Source organism: Alloyangia mangrovi, assembly GCF_002300555.2.
Classification (GTDB): Bacteria; Pseudomonadota; Alphaproteobacteria; order Rhodobacterales; family Rhodobacteraceae; genus Salipiger; species Salipiger mangrovi.
This window is the reverse complement of record NZ_NTHN02000014.1, coordinates 81,061-97,337: the sequence shown is the minus strand read 5'-3', so window position 1 is coordinate 97,337 and position 16,277 is coordinate 81,061. Positions and strand designations below refer to the sequence as shown.

15 protein-coding genes and 1 pseudogene are annotated in these 16,277 nt (G+C 69.1%); 11 read left to right on the top strand and 5 right to left on the bottom strand.

The genetic code is table 11. The features are described from left to right. A partial coding sequence (locus CLG85_RS09985) for a transcription antitermination factor NusB (protein ID WP_311734981.1) occupies nt 1-483 on the bottom strand: 483 nt, incomplete at its 3' end. A gap of 100 nt (nt 484-583) precedes the next feature. Here CLG85_RS09985 and CLG85_RS09980 point away from each other — a divergent pair. After that, entirely contained in the window at nt 584-796 is a 213-nt protein-coding gene (locus tag CLG85_RS09980) for a DUF1674 domain-containing protein (RefSeq protein WP_224842946.1), read from the top strand. 189 nt (nt 797-985) lie between these two features. On the opposite strand, the gene dapB is transcribed toward CLG85_RS09980, so the two are convergent. Beyond that, nucleotides 986-1,801, bottom strand: a complete 816-nt coding sequence (gene dapB / locus CLG85_RS09975; RefSeq protein ID WP_260348811.1) for a 4-hydroxy-tetrahydrodipicolinate reductase — start codon at nt 1,799-1,801, stop codon at nt 986-988. Nucleotides 1,802-1,948: 147 nt separating this feature from the next. Here dapB and rbfA point away from each other — a divergent pair, with 147 nt between their 5' ends. The 7 genes from rbfA to lpxK all read left to right on the top strand — a co-directional run bounded on the left by rbfA (nt 1,949) and on the right by lpxK (nt 7,973). After that, complete coding sequence (rbfA, locus tag CLG85_RS09970) at nt 1,949-2,371, top strand: 30S ribosome-binding factor RbfA (protein ID WP_095884384.1); 423 nt, start codon at nt 1,949-1,951, stop codon at nt 2,369-2,371. A gap of 2 nt (nt 2,372-2,373) precedes the next feature. Then, nucleotides 2,374-3,129: a phosphodiester glycosidase family protein gene (locus CLG85_RS09965; protein WP_095884385.1), complete on the top strand. Its 756-nt coding sequence runs from the start codon at nt 2,374-2,376 to the stop codon at nt 3,127-3,129. 118 nt (nt 3,130-3,247) lie between these two features. Continuing rightward, nucleotides 3,248-4,621: a TldD/PmbA family protein gene (locus CLG85_RS09960; protein ID WP_260348809.1), complete on the top strand. Its 1,374-nt coding sequence runs from the start codon at nt 3,248-3,250 to the stop codon at nt 4,619-4,621. Continuing rightward, entirely contained in the window at nt 4,608-5,414 is an 807-nt protein-coding gene (locus CLG85_RS09955; RefSeq protein WP_260348808.1) for an inositol monophosphatase family protein, read from the top strand. The genes CLG85_RS09960 and CLG85_RS09955 overlap by 14 nt, the downstream gene beginning before the upstream one ends. 116 nt (nt 5,415-5,530) lie before the next feature. Continuing rightward, on the top strand, nt 5,531-5,773 hold the full coding sequence (locus CLG85_RS09950) for a DUF4170 domain-containing protein (protein WP_260348806.1): 243 nt from the start codon (nt 5,531-5,533) through the stop codon (nt 5,771-5,773). Between the two features lie 5 nt (nt 5,774-5,778). After that, on the top strand, nt 5,779-6,987 hold the full coding sequence (locus CLG85_RS09945) for a 3-deoxy-D-manno-octulosonic acid transferase (protein ID WP_260348805.1): 1,209 nt from the start codon (nt 5,779-5,781) through the stop codon (nt 6,985-6,987). Further along, nucleotides 6,987-7,973 carry a tetraacyldisaccharide 4'-kinase gene (gene lpxK, locus CLG85_RS09940; protein WP_260348803.1) on the top strand — a complete coding sequence of 329 codons (987 nt, stop codon included), beginning with the start codon at nt 6,987-6,989 and terminating at the stop codon, nt 7,971-7,973. The genes CLG85_RS09945 and lpxK overlap by 1 nt, the downstream gene beginning before the upstream one ends. 109 nt (nt 7,974-8,082) lie before the next feature. On the opposite strand, the pseudogene CLG85_RS09935 reads toward lpxK, so the two are convergent. Further along, nucleotides 8,083-9,524: pseudogene (locus tag CLG85_RS09935) on the bottom strand (aldehyde dehydrogenase family protein). A 169-nt stretch (nt 9,525-9,693) separates the two neighbouring features. Between CLG85_RS09935 and CLG85_RS09930 the strand changes: the two are divergent. Both CLG85_RS09930 and CLG85_RS09925 read left to right on the top strand, forming a co-directional pair. Beyond that, nucleotides 9,694-10,347, top strand: a complete 654-nt coding sequence (locus CLG85_RS09930) for a peroxiredoxin (RefSeq protein ID WP_095882605.1) — start codon at nt 9,694-9,696, stop codon at nt 10,345-10,347. A 217-nt stretch (nt 10,348-10,564) separates the two neighbouring features. Beyond that, nucleotides 10,565-12,178 carry a mechanosensitive ion channel family protein gene (locus CLG85_RS09925; protein ID WP_235865410.1) on the top strand — a complete coding sequence of 538 codons (1,614 nt, stop codon included), beginning with the start codon at nt 10,565-10,567 and terminating at the stop codon, nt 12,176-12,178. 4 nt (nt 12,179-12,182) lie between these two features. On the opposite strand, the gene CLG85_RS09920 is transcribed toward CLG85_RS09925, so the two are convergent. Both CLG85_RS09920 and glyA read right to left on the bottom strand, forming a co-directional pair. Beyond that, entirely contained in the window at nt 12,183-13,805 is a 1,623-nt protein-coding gene (locus tag CLG85_RS09920; protein ID WP_095882604.1) for an MFS transporter, read from the bottom strand. A gap of 222 nt (nt 13,806-14,027) precedes the next feature. Next, on the bottom strand, nt 14,028-15,323 hold the full coding sequence (gene glyA / locus CLG85_RS09915; protein WP_095882603.1) for a serine hydroxymethyltransferase: 1,296 nt from the start codon (nt 15,321-15,323) through the stop codon (nt 14,028-14,030). 184 nt (nt 15,324-15,507) lie between these two features. Between glyA and CLG85_RS09910 the strand changes: the two genes are divergently transcribed. After that, a complete protein-coding gene (locus tag CLG85_RS09910; RefSeq protein WP_095882602.1) occupies nt 15,508-16,269 on the top strand; it encodes an NAD kinase in 762 nt (253 codons plus the stop codon). The last annotated feature ends 8 nt before the right edge of the window (nt 16,270-16,277 follow it).

Sequence of the window (16,277 nt, the reverse complement as noted above, 5' to 3'; positions counted from 1 at the left end):
CCGCCCCCAGGCCGCAGCCAGCGGCTCGCGCAGCCAGCGCGGCAGCCGCGGCGCGCGCAGCTTGGCCCAGTGTTCCGGCCCCTCTTCGGAAAGACGGCGCAGGATGGCATTGACCAGCCCCGACATGGTCTTGGTCTTGCGGTCGGCCGAGATCAGGCTGACGCAATCGTTCACCACGCCATGCGCCGCACCGCCGGTGCAGAGCTCATAGGTGCCGAGCCGCAGCACGTTGCGCACGAAGAGCGGCGGCGCCTTGCGCAGGCGCGATTTCAGCATCTGGTCACAGCGCCCGAGATTGCGCAGCACACCGGTGGCCAGCCGCTGCGCCGCCGCGCGCTCCGCCGCGTCGAGCTTGACGAAGGGCCCGCCCTGCATCGCCTCGCTGAGCAGCCGCCCCTGCCCCAGCACCTGCCCGAGCAGCGCCACCGCCGCCGCCCGTGCCGGGCTCGCTGCTTCTGTCTTTTCCGCGCCTTTGGCTGCCATCGGACCACTCCGCAAACCTGCGGGTCTTGCCCGCGCATGATCCACGGGCCTATATCAAGCCGACCCACGCAAGGAAAGCACGCCCGAGGAGGGCATGGCCATGAGCGACGACAGCAGCCCCGACCAGACCGAAACCCCCGCCGAGCTGCCCCCTGCCGCGAAGCGCGCGCTGGCCGAGGCCGCCGAGCGCCGCAAGGCCGCCGAAGAGGCGCTGGCCAAAGACCCGCGCGCCAAGGAATACGGCGGCCGCGACGGTCTCGACCCGGCGCGCTACGGCGATTGGGAGAAGAAGGGCATCGCGATCGATTTCTGATCGCCGTTCGGGACGAGGACGCGCTGGCGCGCGTGTAGGGGCGCTGCCCCCGTCCGCGACGCGGACTCCCCCGGGATATTTGGGCCTAGAAGAAGCGACGAATGACCAAAGGGGAGCGCGATGCTCCCCTTCTTCTCTTTCGAAATACGCCCGCCGGAGGCGGTCCCGCGCTTTCGGCCGGGCGCGGCGTCAGTCGCCGAGGCCGAGCACGTCGAGCATGTCATACTCGCCCGGTGCCTTGTCCTGGCCCCAGAGTGCCGCCTTCAGCGCGCCACGGGCAAAGAGGGCGCGGTCCGAGGCGATGTGCTTGAGAGTGATGCGTTCGCCCGCCGTGGCGAAGATCACCTCGTGCTCGCCGACCACGTCACCGCCGCGCAGGGCCGCGAAGCCGATGCTGCCGCGCTCACGCGCGCCGGTGATCCCGTCGCGGCCGCGCTCCGAGGCCTCGACGAGGCTCACGCCCCGGCCCTCGGCCGCCGCCTCGCCGAGCATCAGCGCGGTGCCCGAGGGGGCATCGACCTTGCGGTTGTGGTGCATCTCGACGATCTCGATGTCCCAGTCCTCGTCGAGCGCCGCCGCGACCTGCTTGGTCAGCTTGGTCAGCAGGTTGACCCCGAGGCTCATGTTACCGGCCCGCACGATCACCGCGTGGCGGGCGGCGGCCCGGATCTTTTCGAGATCGCCCTCCTCGAGGCCCGTGGTGCCGATCACGTGCACGGCGCGGGCCTGCGCCGCCAGCTCGGCGAACTGCACGGTCGCCGCGGGGGCGGTGAAGTCGAGCACCGCCTGGGCCTTGGCGAAGGTCTCGAGCGGATCGTCGCTGACGGTGATGCCGAGCTCGGTGCCGCCCATGCAGGTGCCGAGGTCGCGGCCGACCCAGTCGTTGCCGCTCCGCTCGACCGCGCCGACGAGGTTCAGCTTGTCGCTGGCCAGCACCTCGCGCACCAGCATCTGGCCCATCCGTCCCGACACGCCCGTGACGACAACTCCCGGCAGTTCCGACATCTTGTTCTCCGATCCTGAGTTTCCCGCAGGGCATACTCCGCCGCGCTGCCGATGGCAAAGGCGATGTCGGCGCGCCGCCGCCCGGGGCAGGCACCGCTATGCGTTCGCGTTCTTGGCAAACCCCCTCAAGGCGCCTATGTCTGCGCCATGGCAAAGAACAGATTCCAAGAGGGCTCCGGCCCCAGCCAGAGACAGCTCCGTGTCGGCGAACTCATTCGCCGCACCCTGGCGGACGTGCTCAACCGCGGCGAGGTGCACGACCCCGAGCTGAACCGGCTCTCGATCACCGTCGGCGAGGTCCGGGTCTCGTCCGATCTCAAGGTCGCAACCGCCTATGTCGTGCCGCTCGGCGGCAAGCAGGAAGGCAACATGTTCGAGCTGCTCGAGCGCAACAAATCCGAGTTGCGCCGACTGGTCTCGAAAGAGCTGACGCTGAAATACGCGCCGGAGCTGCGCTTCCGCCACGACGAGACCTTCGACCGGCTCGATGAGACCCGCCGGCTGTTCTCGCAGGACGCGGTGCGCCGCGACGTCGAGGGCCATGACGCGGACGGGGACGACGACGCGTGAGCCTGCGCGCAGCCCTTACTGCGCTGGCGCTTTCGGCGGCGGCGCTGGTGCCGTCTCTGACACCCTCCCAGGCCCGGGCGGTCAGCTGCGAGGGCGCCAGCCACGAGGGCAAGCGCTACACGCTCTGCACAGTCGGCGCCGACGAGGACCTGCGCACGTTCCTGCGCGCGCCCGATGGCACCGTCTGGGGGCATTTCTCGACCCTCGACGCGGCGCTGCGTGAAAAGGGCGAGACGCTGGCCTTCGCGATGAACGCCGGCATGTACCACGAGGACCGCGCCCCGGTCGGCCATTATGTCGAGAACGGGCAAGAGGAGATGCGCGTCATCTCCAGCCCCGGGCCGGGCAACTTCGGCATGCTGCCGAACGGCGTGCTCTGCATCGGCAAGGGCGAGGCGCAGGTCTACGAAACCCGTGATTTCCTCACCCGCAAGCCCGAGTGCCGCTATGCCACGCAGTCGGGGCCGATGCTGGTGATCGATGGCGAGTTGCATCCGCGCTTCCTGCCCGACAGCAGCTCGCGCTACATCCGCAATGGCGTCGGCACCTCGGCCGACGGCCGGACACTGGTCTTCGCGATCTCGGAGGAGCCGGTGAGTTTCTACGAGTTCGGCACCCTCTTCCGCGACGGGCTGAAGATGCCAAACGCGCTGTTCTTCGACGGCAATGTCTCACGGCTCTTCGCGCCCGAGATCGGCCGGGCCGACATCGGCCGCACGCTCGGGCCGCTCATCGGCGTGGTGGTTCCGGCCGAGTAAGCCGGGCCGGGCACGCTGTGCTCGGCTGCACCCGCAGGCGTGCCAAAGCGGCCCCCGGAGCTTGCCTTGCGGCGCCCCGGGGCCTACCCAATCAATCAGACGACATACCGGAGGCGACATGGACGGCACAGAGCGCAACCACCCGGCGGCACGGGACCTGCAGGCGCTGACCGCGCAGCTGCTCGAGGCCGCGCGCAAGGCCGGCGCAGACTCGGCGGACGCCATCGCTATCGACGGCACCTCGCTCAGCATCGATGTGCGCGCCGGCACACTGGAGCACGCCGAGCGCTCCGAGGGCATCGACGTCGGCCTGCGGGTTCTGCTCGGCCAGCGCAGCGCGGTGGTCTCGACCTCGGACGTGAAGCCTGCGACCTTGGCCGCCATGGCCGAACGCGCGGTTGCCATGGCCCGCGAGGCGCCCGAGGATCCCTACGCCGGGCTCGCCGATCCGTCACAGCTGGCAACGGGCTGGGATCTTGACGCGCTGGAGCTGGCCGATCCCTCTGCCGACCCCGCGCCCGACGCGCTGCAGCGCGACGCGCTGGAGGCGGAGGCCGCGGCGCTTGCGGTCGAGGGCGTGAGCCAGGTGCAATCGGCTTCGGCGTCCTACGACGCGCAGCGGGTGTTCCTGGCGGCCAGCAACGGCTTTGCCGGGGGCTATGCCCGCACCGCCCGCTCGACCTCCTGCGTCGCCATCGCCGGCACCGGGCTCGGGATGGAGCGCGACTACGACGGCGACAGCCGCACCTTCCAGTCGGACCTGCGCAGCCCCGCCGAGATCGGCCACCGCGCCGCGACGCGGGCGCTCGAACGGCTGAACCCGCGCAAGCCCAAGACCGGTGCGTACCCGGTGCTCTTCGACGAGCGCATCGCCTCGTCGCTGATCGGCCATCTCGTTGCCGCCGCCAATGGCGCTGCGGTGGCCCGCGGCGGATCGTGGCTGCGCGATGCGCTCGGCGAGCCGGTGCTGCCGGACGGCATCTCGCTGAACGAGGATCCGCACCGCCCGCGGATCTCGGGCTCGCGCCCCTTCGACGCCGAGGGCCTGCCGACGCGGCGCCGCGCGCTGGTCGAGGATGGCGTGCTGACGGGCTGGTCGCTGGACCTCGCCACCGCCCGCAAGCTCGGCATGGCGCCGACCGGCAATGCCGCGCGCGGCACCTCGTCGGGGCCCTCGCCGACCGCCTGGAACCTCGAGCTGACGCAGGGCGAGAAGTCGCCGGAGCAGCTCATCGCCGAGATGGGCCGCGGGTTGGTGGTGACGTCGATGATCGGCGCGACGATCAACCCCAACACCGGTGACTACTCGCGTGGCGCCGCCGGCTGGTGGGTGGAGAACGGCGAAATCGCCTACCCGGTCTCGGGCGTCACCATCGCCGGCAACCTGCGGCAGATGCTGCGCGCGCTGGTGCCGTCGAACGACGCCCGGCCCTGGCTGTCGCGGGTCGTGCCCTCGCTGCTGATCGAGGGGCTGACGCTTGCCGGCGAGTGACGCTGTCTCGGATCACGCCGCCGACCGCGCGCTGCTCGAGCGCGCGGCCCGTGCGGCGGGCGAGGTCGCGCGCTCCTTCACCGGGGACGCGCTCGACGTGCGCTACAAGGCTGCCGACGGCAGCCCCGTGACCGCCGCCGACCTCGCGGTCAACGCCCGGCTCGAGGAGCTGCTGCGCGGCGCGCGGCCCGAGTATGGCTGGCTGTCGGAGGAAAGCCTCGACAATGCCGAGCGCCGCGCCGCCGAGCGAGTGTTCATCGTCGATCCGATCGACGGCACACGCTCCTTCATCGCCGGCGAGGACACCTGGGCGCATTCGCTGGCGGTGGCCGAGAACGGCGTGGTCACCGCCGCCGCCGTCTACCTGCCGCAGCGCGACCTGCTTTACAGTGCCGCTCTCGGTCAGGGCGCGGTGCTGAACGGCGTGCCGCTGCGCGCGACGGGCACCGGCACGCTGGAAGAAGCAGAGGTGCTCGCCCCGCGTCCGGTGATCGACAGCCCCTACTGGCGTGTGCCGCTGCCGCCGATCCGCCGCGCACACCGGCCCTCTCTCGCCTACCGGCTGGGGCTGGTCGCAGAGGGGCGCTTTGATGCCATGCTGACTTTCCGCCCGACATGGGAGTGGGACATCGCCGCGGGCACGCTGCTGCTGCAGGAAGCCGGGGCCAGGGTCACCGACCGGCTCGGGCGCCCGTTACGCTTCAACGCGCGTCACCCGCAGCATCCGGGAGTGGTCGCAGCCAACCCGGCACTGCACGCCGACATCATGGGGCGGCTGACGCTGGCGCCCTGACCGGCCCGCGCCCCCGGACATGTGAACCGGCGGCGTAGCGCTGACCCGCGGTAGAATCTTGACGCTGCGGGTGCAGAAAGTAGGTTGCGCGCGTCTGTACGGGAAAGGACCCCCCCATGCCTCAACGTCTCCACCTCGTCTTCGGCGGCGAGCTTGTCACCCCCGAGAAGTCCGTCTTCAAGGACGTGAACGACATCCACATCGTCGGCATGTACCCCGATTACGCCTCCGCCTATGACGCCTGGAAGGCCGAGGCGCAGCGCACCGTGGACAATGCCCACATGCGCTACTTCATCGCCCATATCCACCGCCTGCGGGACGAGGAAACCGAAGTCTCCGCGACCGAAGAACTCGGCTGACACCCGTGGCGCGCAGGCCGTTCTCCCTGTCGGCCTACATGGCCTATGCGCGCGGCCGAGGGGCGGCGCCCGGCGCGACGCCCCCGGCTCGGCCCGAAGGCTCGCTGCTCTGGCTGCACGCCGGAGGCCCAGGCTCGGCACGGGCGCTCTCGGCGCTCGCCACCCGACTGAAGATCCAGCGTCCCGAGCTGACGCTGCTGATCACCGGGGAGCCCGACCACGCGCCCGAGGGCGCCCTGCGGGCCGATCTGCCCGGCGAGAGCCCTGCCGAGGTCGCCGCCTTCGTCGCGCATTGGCGCCCGCAGCTCGGCTTCTGGACCGGGCAGGAGTTGCGCCCGGCGCTGTTGCAGAAGCTGCAGCAGGCGGGCACGCGGCTGGTGCTACTGGATGCGCGTGATGTGCCCTGGACCAGTCCGGCGCCAAGCTGGGTGCCCGATCCCACCGCCGCCACGCTGCAATTCTTCGACCGTATCTGCCCGGTGGACGAGCCAGCGCGCCGCCGGTTGCGCCGCGCCGGCGTCGAGGACAGCACCATGCCCACGCTCGGCCCGCTTACCGACAGCGCCCCGCCGCTCGACTGCAGCACCCGACTCTACGAGGAGATGTCCGGGGTGCTCACCGGGCGGCCGATCTGGCTCGCGGCCAAGCTGCGCAGCGCGCAAGAGGCCGAAGAGGTGCTGCACGCCCACAAGCGCGCCGTGCGCCTCGCGCACCGGCTCATGCTGGTCCTCGTGCCCGCAACACACGACCTCGCGGCTGCAGTGGCCGAGGTCGCCCGGGACTCGGGCCTGCGGCTCTGCGCCTGGGAGGCGGGCGAGATGCCCGACGAGAACACCCAGGTTCTGGTCACCGAGGACGCCTCGGAGCTCGGGCTGTGGTACCGGCTCGCGCCCGTGGCCTTCCTCGGCGGCTCGCTGGTCAACGGCCACGGCGGTGAAGACCCTATGGAGGCCGCCGCCCATGGCATTGCGCTGCTCTACGGACCCAACGTCGGACGCCACCTGCCCGCCTACTCGCGGTTGGCGGAGGCCGGGGCGGCGCGGATCGTGCGCGATTTCGACTCGCTCGCCGGGGCGCTCAGCCAACTCGTCGCCCCCGACCGAGCCGCCGCCATGGCGCATGCGGGCTGGGACGTGATCACCCAGGGTGCCGAGCTGACCGACGAAATGATCGCGCTCGCCTGCGGCTGGCTCGACGAGGCAGAGATCGCCTGATGCGCGCCCCTGGCTTCTGGCAGACCGCCCCCGACGCCCCCGCCTGGCAGGCCCGCCTGCTCGCGCCGCTCGGCGCGCTCACCGCCCGCGCCACGGCGCGGCGGGTCGCCTCGGGACCGGGGGAAAGGGTGCCCGTTCCGGTGATCTGCGTGGGCAATATCAACGCCGGCGGCACCGGCAAGACGCCCACCGTCATCGCGCTTCTGGAGCGGCTGCGCGAGGCCGGGGCGCATGTGGTCTCGCGCGGGCATGGCGGCAGCCTGACCGGGCCGGTGCAGGTGGATCCGCGCCGCCACAGCGCGGCGGAGGTTGGGGACGAGCCGCTGCTGCTCGCTGCCTTCGGCCCGGTCTGGGTGGCACGCGACCGCGCCGCCGGGGCGCGTGCCGCCGTTGCCGCGGGCGCGAAGGTGATCATTCTCGACGACGGGCTCCAGAACCCGGCGCTGGCCAAGGATCTCTCGATCGTCGTGGTCGATGCCCGCTACGGCTTCGGCAATGGCCGCTGCCTGCCCGCCGGGCCGCTGCGCGAGCCGGTGAGCGCGGGGCTGAAGCGCGCTGACCTCGTGCTTTCCATCGGCGGGGAAGAGGCGCAGCGGAGCTTCGACGCGCAATGGGGCCGAGAGGTCTCCCTGCCGCGCTTGCGCGGTGCGCTGGCACCGCTACAGACCGGCATGGATTGGCAGGATCTCCCGGCACTGGCCTTTGCCGGGATCGGCCACCCCGAGAAGTTCTTCGCCACGCTCAGGGGCCTCGGCGCCAATGTCGTCCGGGCGGAGGCGCTCGACGATCACCAGCCCTTCACTGCCGCTCTGCTGACCCGGCTGGAGCGCGAGGCGCAGATGCTGGGCGCGCAGCTCGTCACCACCGAGAAGGACGCGGCGCGCCTGCCCGACAGCTTCCGCCCCAAGGTGCTGAGCCTTCCGGTGCGCCTGCGGTTCAAGGACCCCGCGCCTCTGGAAAGCGCGCTGGAGACACTGGGGCTCTGAACCCTCGCCAAACGTGCGGCGGCTCCGGGTGGACGGGCACTTTGCAAAAAGAAAGGCGCGGCACCCATGAGAAGCGCCGCACCTTGGGTTCAGTCGAGCAAGGACCGGCTTACTCGGCGGCCCAGCCGCTGACCGACTTCACCTCGAGGAAATCGAGGATACCGAAGGACCCCCCCTTCGCGCCCGTTCCCCGACTGCTTCATCCCCCCCGAAGGGCGCGCCCGCCGCGCGGCCGGTGCCGTTGTTCTGCACCATGCCCGAGCGCAGCAACCGGGTCAGCCGGTTGACCCGCGCCGCATCGGTGCTCTGCACATAGTTGGTCAGCCCGTAGGGCGTGTCATTGGCGACGCGCACCGCCTCTTCCTCGGTTTCGAACTTCATCACCGAGAGCACCGGGCCGAAGATCTCCTCGCGGGCGATGGTCATCTCGGGGGTAACATCGGCAAACACCGTGGGACGCACGTAGAAGCCCTTGTTGAGCCCCTCGGGACGGCCGAGGCCCCCAGCGACCAGACGCGCACCCTCGTCGATGCCGGTCTGGATGAGGTCCTGGATCTTGCCCCATTGCACCGCATTGACAACCGGGCCGATGTGATCGCCCTCCTGCTGCGGATCGCCCACCTTCACCGCCTCTGCCGCCTGCGCCGCCTGTTCGACCGCGGTGTCGTAGAAGGGTGCCTCGACCATCATGCGCGAGGGCGCGTTGCAGCTCTGGCCGGAGTTTTCCATCATGTGCAGCACGCCGCGCTCCACCGCCTCGGGATCGGCATCGGCGAAGACAAGGTTCGCCCCCTTGCCACCCAGCTCGAGGTGCACGCGCTTGAGCGTGTCGGCGGCCGCCTTGGAGATCGCACGTCCGGCGCGGGTCGAGCCGGTGAAGCTGACCATGTCCACATCCGGGTGCGACGAGAGCTGTGTGCCGACGCCCGCACCATCGCCGTTGACGAGATTGAAGACGCCTTTCGGGAAGCCCGCCTCATGCATCATCTCGGCGAAGAGGATGGCATCGAGCGGGCTTTCCTCGGAGGGTTTCAGCACCATGGTGCAGCCCGCCACGGCGGCGGCGCCGACCTTCAGAGTGACCTGGTTCATCGGCCAGTTCCACGGGGTGATCAGCGCCGCGACACCCACGGCCTCGTGGATGATCCGATGCGCCGGGAGATCCTCGCGCAGCGAATGCTCGAAGGGGAATTCCTTGGCGGCGCGGATGAAATTGGTGAGGTGGAAGGTCCCTGCCCCGACCTGGTCCGAGCGCGACAGCGAGATCGGTGCGCCCATCTCGAGGGTCATCGCCTGCGCCATCTCCTCGGCGCGCGCCTTGTAGACCTCGAGCAGCTTCTCGACGTAGCCGATGCGCTCGGCCACGGGCGTCGCCATCCAGCCCGGCAACGCGGCCTTCGCGGCGGCAACGGCGGCATCGGTGTCGGCCTGATCGCCGAGTGAGATGATGGCGCAGGGCTCCTCGGTGGCGGGGTTGATCACGGCGTGGTCACGCGGTGTGGCCGGGTCCACCCATTGGCCGTCGATGTAGAACTGGCGCTTCTCGATCATGATGGTCTCCGTTCTTCTGAATTTGAGTCGGAATTTGATCAAATTGTTCCTGGCGGCACAGTGTCACTGCTCCGCGACCTCCGCAAGCAAGCTCTTTACATCGTGACTCGGGCTCGTATCTATTCCGCGAGACCCCAAGCCGATCAGTCGGACAGGAAAGGATATTCCCATGGCTCTGCGCATCAACGACACCATTCCGAACCTCCATGTGACCACAGATCAGGGCGCGTACGACCTGCACGACTGGATCGGCGACAGCTGGGCGATCCTCTTCTCGCACCCCAAGGATTTCACCCCGGTCTGCACCACCGAGTTCGGCGCGGTCGCGCAGCTCTCGGACGAATGGGCCAAGCGTGGAACCAAGGTTATGGGCATCTCGGTGGACGGCGTCGCCGAGCACAAGAAGTGGAAGGGCGACATCGAAGCGGTCGCCGGGGCCGAGGCCGGTTTCCCGATCATCGCCGATGACGGGCTCGAGGTTGCCAAGGCGCTCGACATGCTGCCCGCCGATGCCTACCTGCCCGACGGACGCACCCCGGCGGACAGCGCCACCGTCCGCTCGGTCTTCATCATCGCGCCGAACAAGAAGGTGCAGCTGATGATGACCTACCCGATGTCCGTCGGTCGCAACTTCGCCGAGGTGCTGCGTGCCCTCGACGGCCTGCAGCGCACCTACGAGCAGCCGCTCGCCACCCCCGCCAACTGGGAGGTCGGCCAGGACGTGATCGTCGCGCTGTCGCTGAACAACGAGCAGGCGACCGAGAAATACGGCGCGCTCGACATCAAGTTGCCCTACCTGCGCTTCGCCAAGAACCCGGAGTGATCCACCGCGCGGCCTGACGCGGCCGCCCTTCCAGATGACCACCACCCGCCGGAGCTTTCCGGCGGGTGTTTTTGTGTTGGCGGGGCCCTGCAGCGACGCCAGGGCAGAACGCTCGCCCCGGGGTAGTGCCTTTCGTCCGGGCAATTTGCTAAACTCGCGGCATAGCGATCAGAAGTCCTTTACCCCTTTGAAAAACCATTTTTTTAACGAGGCCCGCATGCCGCGCGCGATACTGCCGTTTCTCCGTGTTCTCCTTGTCTTGCTTATGGTTCAGGCCGCCACGGACCTGGCCGCGCAAGAAACCGCCGACACCCCGCCGCCCGCTGAAAGCAGCGAGGCGGAAAGCCCCCCCTCCCCCGCCGAGGAAGCGATCGAGAGCGCCGAAGAGCGCGCCCGCCAGGCGATCACCTCGAGCCAGCAGGTGATCGGCGCGAAGGGCGCCGCCGACGCGCCGCTGCCCGCCGAAAGCGATGCGGACCTGATCGCCGCGCTCACCGATCCCTCCATCCCCTCGGAGGAACTTGCGATCCGCTCGCTGCCCCTCACCGCCGAGGAAATGGGTCAACTCGCCCTCGCCTGGCAAAACATGGCCAAGGGCATGACCAAGGCGGTCGTCGAGGAGCAACTCGCCGTGCTCGCCAAGGAAAGCTCCGGCGAGACCGAGGTGCCGCGCGAGCGGCTGACGCAGCTCGTGGAGCTGCGCAACAATGCCTTCGAGAACCTCTCGACCGTGGTCGACGGCCTTGAGGCCAAGGGCGGCGACGCCGCCGAGGTCGCGAAGTTCCGCGCCTACCGCGCCGCGATCCATGTCGACGAGACCCAGCGCGCCGACTGGCGCACCCTGCTGGCGCAGGCGGTGAACTGGGCGACGGACGAGGATGGCGGCATCAAGCTGGCGCTGCGCGTGGCGGTGATCGTCGGCTCGCTGCTGGGCCTGCTGATCATCGCCCGGACGGTTCGCGGCGTCGCGCGGCGCGGGCTGTCGCGCGTACCGGACCTGTCGAAGCTGCTGCAGGCCTTCATTCTCATGGTGATCTACTGGCTGACCATCGCCTTCGGGCTGATGATCGTGCTGAGCGCGCTGGGGATCGACGTGACCCCGCTCTTCGCCCTGGTGGGCGGTGCCTCCTTCATCATCGCCTTTGCCATGCAGGACACGCTTGGCAACCTCGCGGCGGGGCTGATGATCATGATCAACCGCCCCTTCGACGAGGGCGATTACGTCACCGTCGCGGGCACCGGCGGCACCGTGAAATCGGTGTCGATCGTCTCGACCACCGTGGTCACCCCCGACAACCAGGTGATCGTCATCCCGAACTCAAAGGTCTGGGGCGACGTGATCACCAACACCACCGCCAGCGACACCCGCCGCGTCGATCTGACCTTCGGCATCGGCTACGACGACTCGATCGAAAAGGCGCAGGAGGTGCTCGAACAGGTGGTCGCCGAGCATCCGCTGATCCTCGAGGATCCAGCGCCGGTGATCCGGGTCAACGCGCTGGGGGCGAGCTCGGTGGATTTCGTCTGCCGTCCCTGGACCAAGGTCGACGACTACTGGACCGTTTACTGGGATCTGACGCGGCAGGTGAAGGAGGCCTTCGACCGCGAGGGCATCTCGATCCCCTTCCCGCAGGCCGACATGCACGTGCATATGGCCGCCCCTGCCGGCCTTCCCTTCGGCGATGCAGGCAAAGGGAAGGCGGGCAAGGCCGAGCCGGGCCGGCCCGCCGACAAGACCCCCGAGGAAGGCGAGCCCTATTACGCGCGCGAGGACCGGGTGACCTCGTTCCGCGCCGGGGACGAGGGGCACGACGAGGAGACCAACACCTGAGGGCTCAGAGGTTGAAGTCGTAGACCCCGCCCCTGCGGCGGGGGATCGACTGGCGCTCGATCATCCGGCGGGTGTGCGGGCGGGCCTCGCCCCGGTGCAGCGCCAGAAGGCGCTCGTAGGTGCCGCCGTCGGCCTTCGTGCGGCGGGTGTTGTGGCGGATGTATTCGACCCAGGTGGGCACGTGATAGGTCTCTTCCCAGATCCGCGGGTCCTCGAGGTCGCGCATCAGCACCCAGTTCTGCGCACCGTCGCGGATCCGCACCCGCCGCCGCTCGGCCATGATGGCGAGGAACTGCGGCACGTCGTCCGGGTCGATCTCGAACTGCGTCACCGCCACGATGGGACCGCTGCGCATCTTCAGGTCGAGCTGCAGCGCGGGCTCCTTGAACCGGTCGAGCGGCGAGAGGTCGAGGTCGCTGTACTCGGGCAGCGGCATCTTGAAGCCGACCAGCGCCGCCACCGCCAGCAGGCAGGCCGCACCGGCCAGCGCGACGCCCAGCCCCCAGCCGTCAGACACCGAGCCCCAGACCCAGCTGCCCGCCGCCATGCCGCCGAAGCTGGCCGACTGGTAGAGCGCGATCGCCCGGCCCACCACCCAGCGCGGGGTCGAGAGCTGCACCGTCACGTTGAGCAGCGAGAGCGCCACCGTCCAGGCCATTCCGTTCAGCATCAGCGCCGGAAGGCAGGCCCAGAGCGTCGGCGCCACCGACAGGATCGCCGTGCCGATCATCGCCGCGGCAGCAGCGAAGCGCACCAGGTGCTCGTTGTCGAAGCGGTCGCGCAGCCGGGCGTTGTTGAGTGCCCCGATCACGGCGCCGACCCCGAAGCAGCCGAGCATTATGCCGAAGGTCGAAGCGTCTCCACCCAGCCTCTCATGCGCCACCAGCGGCAACAGCGAGAGCACTGCCACCGAGCCGAAGCCGAAGAGGAAGGCGCGGCCCATGACGTTCATCAGGTTCGGCGACATGGCGACATAGCGCAGCCCCGAGCCCACCGCGAAGCGCATCGGTTCGGGCGGCAGCTTGCTCTCGGGCGGTGGCGACTTCCAGCGCCAGAGCACCGCGATCATCGGCAGGTAGCTGACCGTGTTGAGCGCAAAGGCCGCGGCGGCCCCTGCGGCGGCGACGATGATACCGCCGATCGCCGGTCCGATCGAGCGCATGGCGTTGAACGCCATCGAGTTGAGCGTCACCGCCGAGGGCAGGTCGTTGCGCGGCACGATGTCGCCAAGCGACGCCTGCCAGGACGGGTTGAAGAAGGTCGAGCCGGTGCCGATCAAAAAGGTCAGAACGAGCAGCAGCCAGGGCGTCAGCAGGTCGAACCACGCCAGCGCGCAGAGCAGCGAAGCCGAGGCCATCATGAAAAGCTGCGCCCCGATCATCACCCGGCGGCGGTCGAAGTTGTCCGCGAGCGTTCCGGCAAAGACGGCAAAAAGCATGGTCGGCACGGTCACCCCCGCCTGCACCAGCGCCACCATCGCATCGCTGTCCGAGATCTGCGTCATCATCCAGCCTGCACCGACCGATTGCACCAGCGTGCCGAGGTTCGAGGCCATGGAGGCGGTCCAGCGCGACCGGAAGGCGGGAATGCGCAGGACGGTGAGGGGCGACGCGGATTTGGTGGGCATGTGGCTCGGGGGCTGGTCGCCGGCCCTTGGAAGCGACGGAAGCGAAGGGGCCTTCCGCCAAGGTAGAGCCGGTTTTCATTGCGTCGCCAAGGGGGCGGCAGAAAAATAGATGCCGGGCGCATGTATTTGCCGACCGCCTCGCCCGTCGCCCCCCGCGGCGCGGCGAAACGGAAAAGGGCGGGCTTATTGGGCCCGCCCTTCAGTCTCTCACCGAACCGACGCTCAGAGGGTCGGGTAGATCGGGAAGCCCTTGAGGAATTCCTCGACCTCGCCCTTCACCTTGGCTTCAACCTCGGCGTTGCCTTCTTCACCGTTGGCCGCGAGACCGTCGACGACCTCGATGATCCAGTCGGCGATCTTGCGGAACTCGGCTTCCTTGAAGCCGCGGGTGGTGCCGGCAGGCGAGCCGAGGCGGATGCCCGAGGTCACGGTCGGCTTTTCCGGGTCGAACGGCACGCCGTTCTTGTTGCAGGTGATATGCGCGCGACCGAGGGCCTTCTCGGTGGCGTTCCCCTTCACGCCCTTGGGGCGCAGGTCGACCAGCACCACGTGGGTGTCGGTGCCATGGGTCACCGTGTCGAGGCCACCCTTGATCAGCTGCTCCGACAGCGCCTGCGCGTTGGCGATGACCTGCTTGGCGTAGTCCTTGAACTCGGGGCGCAGTGCCTCGCCGAAGGCCACGGCCTTACCGGCGATGACATGCATCAGCGGGCCGCCCTGGATGCCGGGGAAGATCGCCGAGTTGACCTTCTTAGCGATGGTCTCGTCATTGGTCAGGATCATGCCGCCACGCGGACCGCGCAGGGTCTTGTGCGTGGTGGTGGTGGCCACATGCGCGTGCGGGAAGGGCGAGGGGTGCTCGCCGCCGGCCACGAGGCCCGCGAAATGCGCCATGTCGACCATCAGGTAGGCGCCGACACTGTCGGCGATCTCGCGCATCTTGGCGAAGTCGATCTGGCGCGGGATGGCCGAGCCGCCGGCGACGATGATCTTGGGCTTGTGCTCGTTCGCCAGCTCCTGGACCTGGTCGTAGTCCAGCAGGTTGTCCTGCTTGCGCACACCGTACTGGACGGCGTTGAACCACTTGCCCGACTGGTTGGGCTTGGCGCCATGGGTCAGGTGACCACCGGCGTCGAGGCTCATGCCGAGGATGGTGTCGCCGGGCTGGATCAGCGCCTGGTAGACGCCCTGGTTGGCCTGCGAGCCGGAGTTCGGCTGCACGTTGGCGAATTCGCAGCCGAAGAGCTGCTTGGCGCGGTCGATGGCGAGGTTCTCGGCCACGTCGACCCAGTCACAGCCGCCGTAGTAGCGCTTGCCCGGGTAGCCTTCGGCATACTTGTTGGTGAGCACCGAGCCCTGCGCCTGCATGACGGCGCGCGAGACGATGTTCTCTGAGGCGATCAGCTCGATCTCGTCGCGCTGGCGGCCAAGCTCGCCGGTGATGGATGCGAAGAGTTCGGGATCGCGGGAGGAAAGCTCTTCGGTGAAAAAGCCGGTGTCGCTGGGCGCGGCGGTCATGGGCAGTCTCCGGGGGTCAAGGATTCGAGTTCCGGCGCCTGAGTAAAGGAAACCGCGCGTAACGCAAAGATGCCAAAGCGACAGCCTGTGTTTCTCTTCCGGCGTCTCTGGCGGCGGAGGAAAACTTGTGATTGTTTCGGAACATCCCGGACGGGACAGGAAACCGCAGGACCGCCACAACCCCATGTCTCTGAGAATTGCCTTCTGCGCCTCGCGCGCGCCGATCGCCCAGGCGGCCCAAGCCGCGCTGTCGCGTCGCTATGGCGATCATGCCGAGCGCGGTGCCGATGTGATCGTGGCGCTCGGGGGCGACGGTTTCATGTTGCAGACCCTGCACCGCACGCAGGAGCTGAACGTGCCGGTCTACGGCATGAACCGCGGCACCGTCGGCTTCCTGATGAACGCCTATTCCGAGCACCGGCTCGAGGAGCGGCTGGAAGAGGCCGAGGAGGCAGTGATCACCCCGCTTGCCATGTCCGCCACCACGGTCGATGGCACGGTGCACGAGGCGCTGGCGATCAACGAGGTCTCCCTGCTGCGCACCGGCCCGCAGGCGGCGCGGCTGGCGATCCACGTGGACGGCAAGCTGCGCCTGCCCGAGCTGGTCTGCGACGGTGCGCTGCTGGCCACCCCCGCCGGCTCGACCGCCTACAATTACTCGGCCCACGGGCCTATCCTGCCCATCGGCTCCGAGGTGCTGGCGCTGACCGCCGTCGCCGCTTTCCGCCCGCGGCGCTGGCGCGGGGCGCTGCTGCCCAAGGCCGCGGAGGTCAGCTTCGAGGTGCTCGAGCACGAGAAACGCCCGGTGATGGCCGAGGCGGACAGCGAGTCGGTGCGCGATGTGGTGCGGGTCGACATCCGTTCGGCCCCGGATGTGGCGCACCGGGTGATGTTCGACCCGGGCCACGGGCTGGAAGAGCGGCTGATCCGAGAGCAGTTCGTCTGACGCGGCGC

Coding starts and splice junctions, on each gene's coding strand:
- rbfA (WP_095884384.1), top strand. CDS start 1,949: ATGGCAAAGAACAGATTCCAAGAGGGCTCCGGCCCCAGCCAGAGACAG.
- CLG85_RS09960 (WP_260348809.1), top strand. CDS start 3,248: ATGGACGGCACAGAGCGCAACCACCCGGCGGCACGGGACCTGCAGGCG.
- glyA (WP_095882603.1), bottom strand. CDS start 15,323: ATGACCGCCGCGCCCAGCGACACCGGCTTTTTCACCGAAGAGCTTTCC.
- CLG85_RS09980 (WP_224842946.1), top strand. CDS start 584: ATGAGCGACGACAGCAGCCCCGACCAGACCGAAACCCCCGCCGAGCTG.
- lpxK (WP_260348803.1), top strand. CDS start 6,987: ATGCGCGCCCCTGGCTTCTGGCAGACCGCCCCCGACGCCCCCGCCTGG.
- CLG85_RS09920 (WP_095882604.1), bottom strand. CDS start 13,805: ATGCCCACCAAATCCGCGTCGCCCCTCACCGTCCTGCGCATTCCCGCC.
- CLG85_RS09950 (WP_260348806.1), top strand. CDS start 5,531: ATGCCTCAACGTCTCCACCTCGTCTTCGGCGGCGAGCTTGTCACCCCC.
- dapB (WP_260348811.1), bottom strand. CDS start 1,801: ATGTCGGAACTGCCGGGAGTTGTCGTCACGGGCGTGTCGGGACGGATG.
- CLG85_RS09925 (WP_235865410.1), top strand. CDS start 10,565: ATGCCGCGCGCGATACTGCCGTTTCTCCGTGTTCTCCTTGTCTTGCTT.
- CLG85_RS09930 (WP_095882605.1), top strand. CDS start 9,694: ATGGCTCTGCGCATCAACGACACCATTCCGAACCTCCATGTGACCACA.
- CLG85_RS09910 (WP_095882602.1), top strand. CDS start 15,508: ATGTCTCTGAGAATTGCCTTCTGCGCCTCGCGCGCGCCGATCGCCCAG.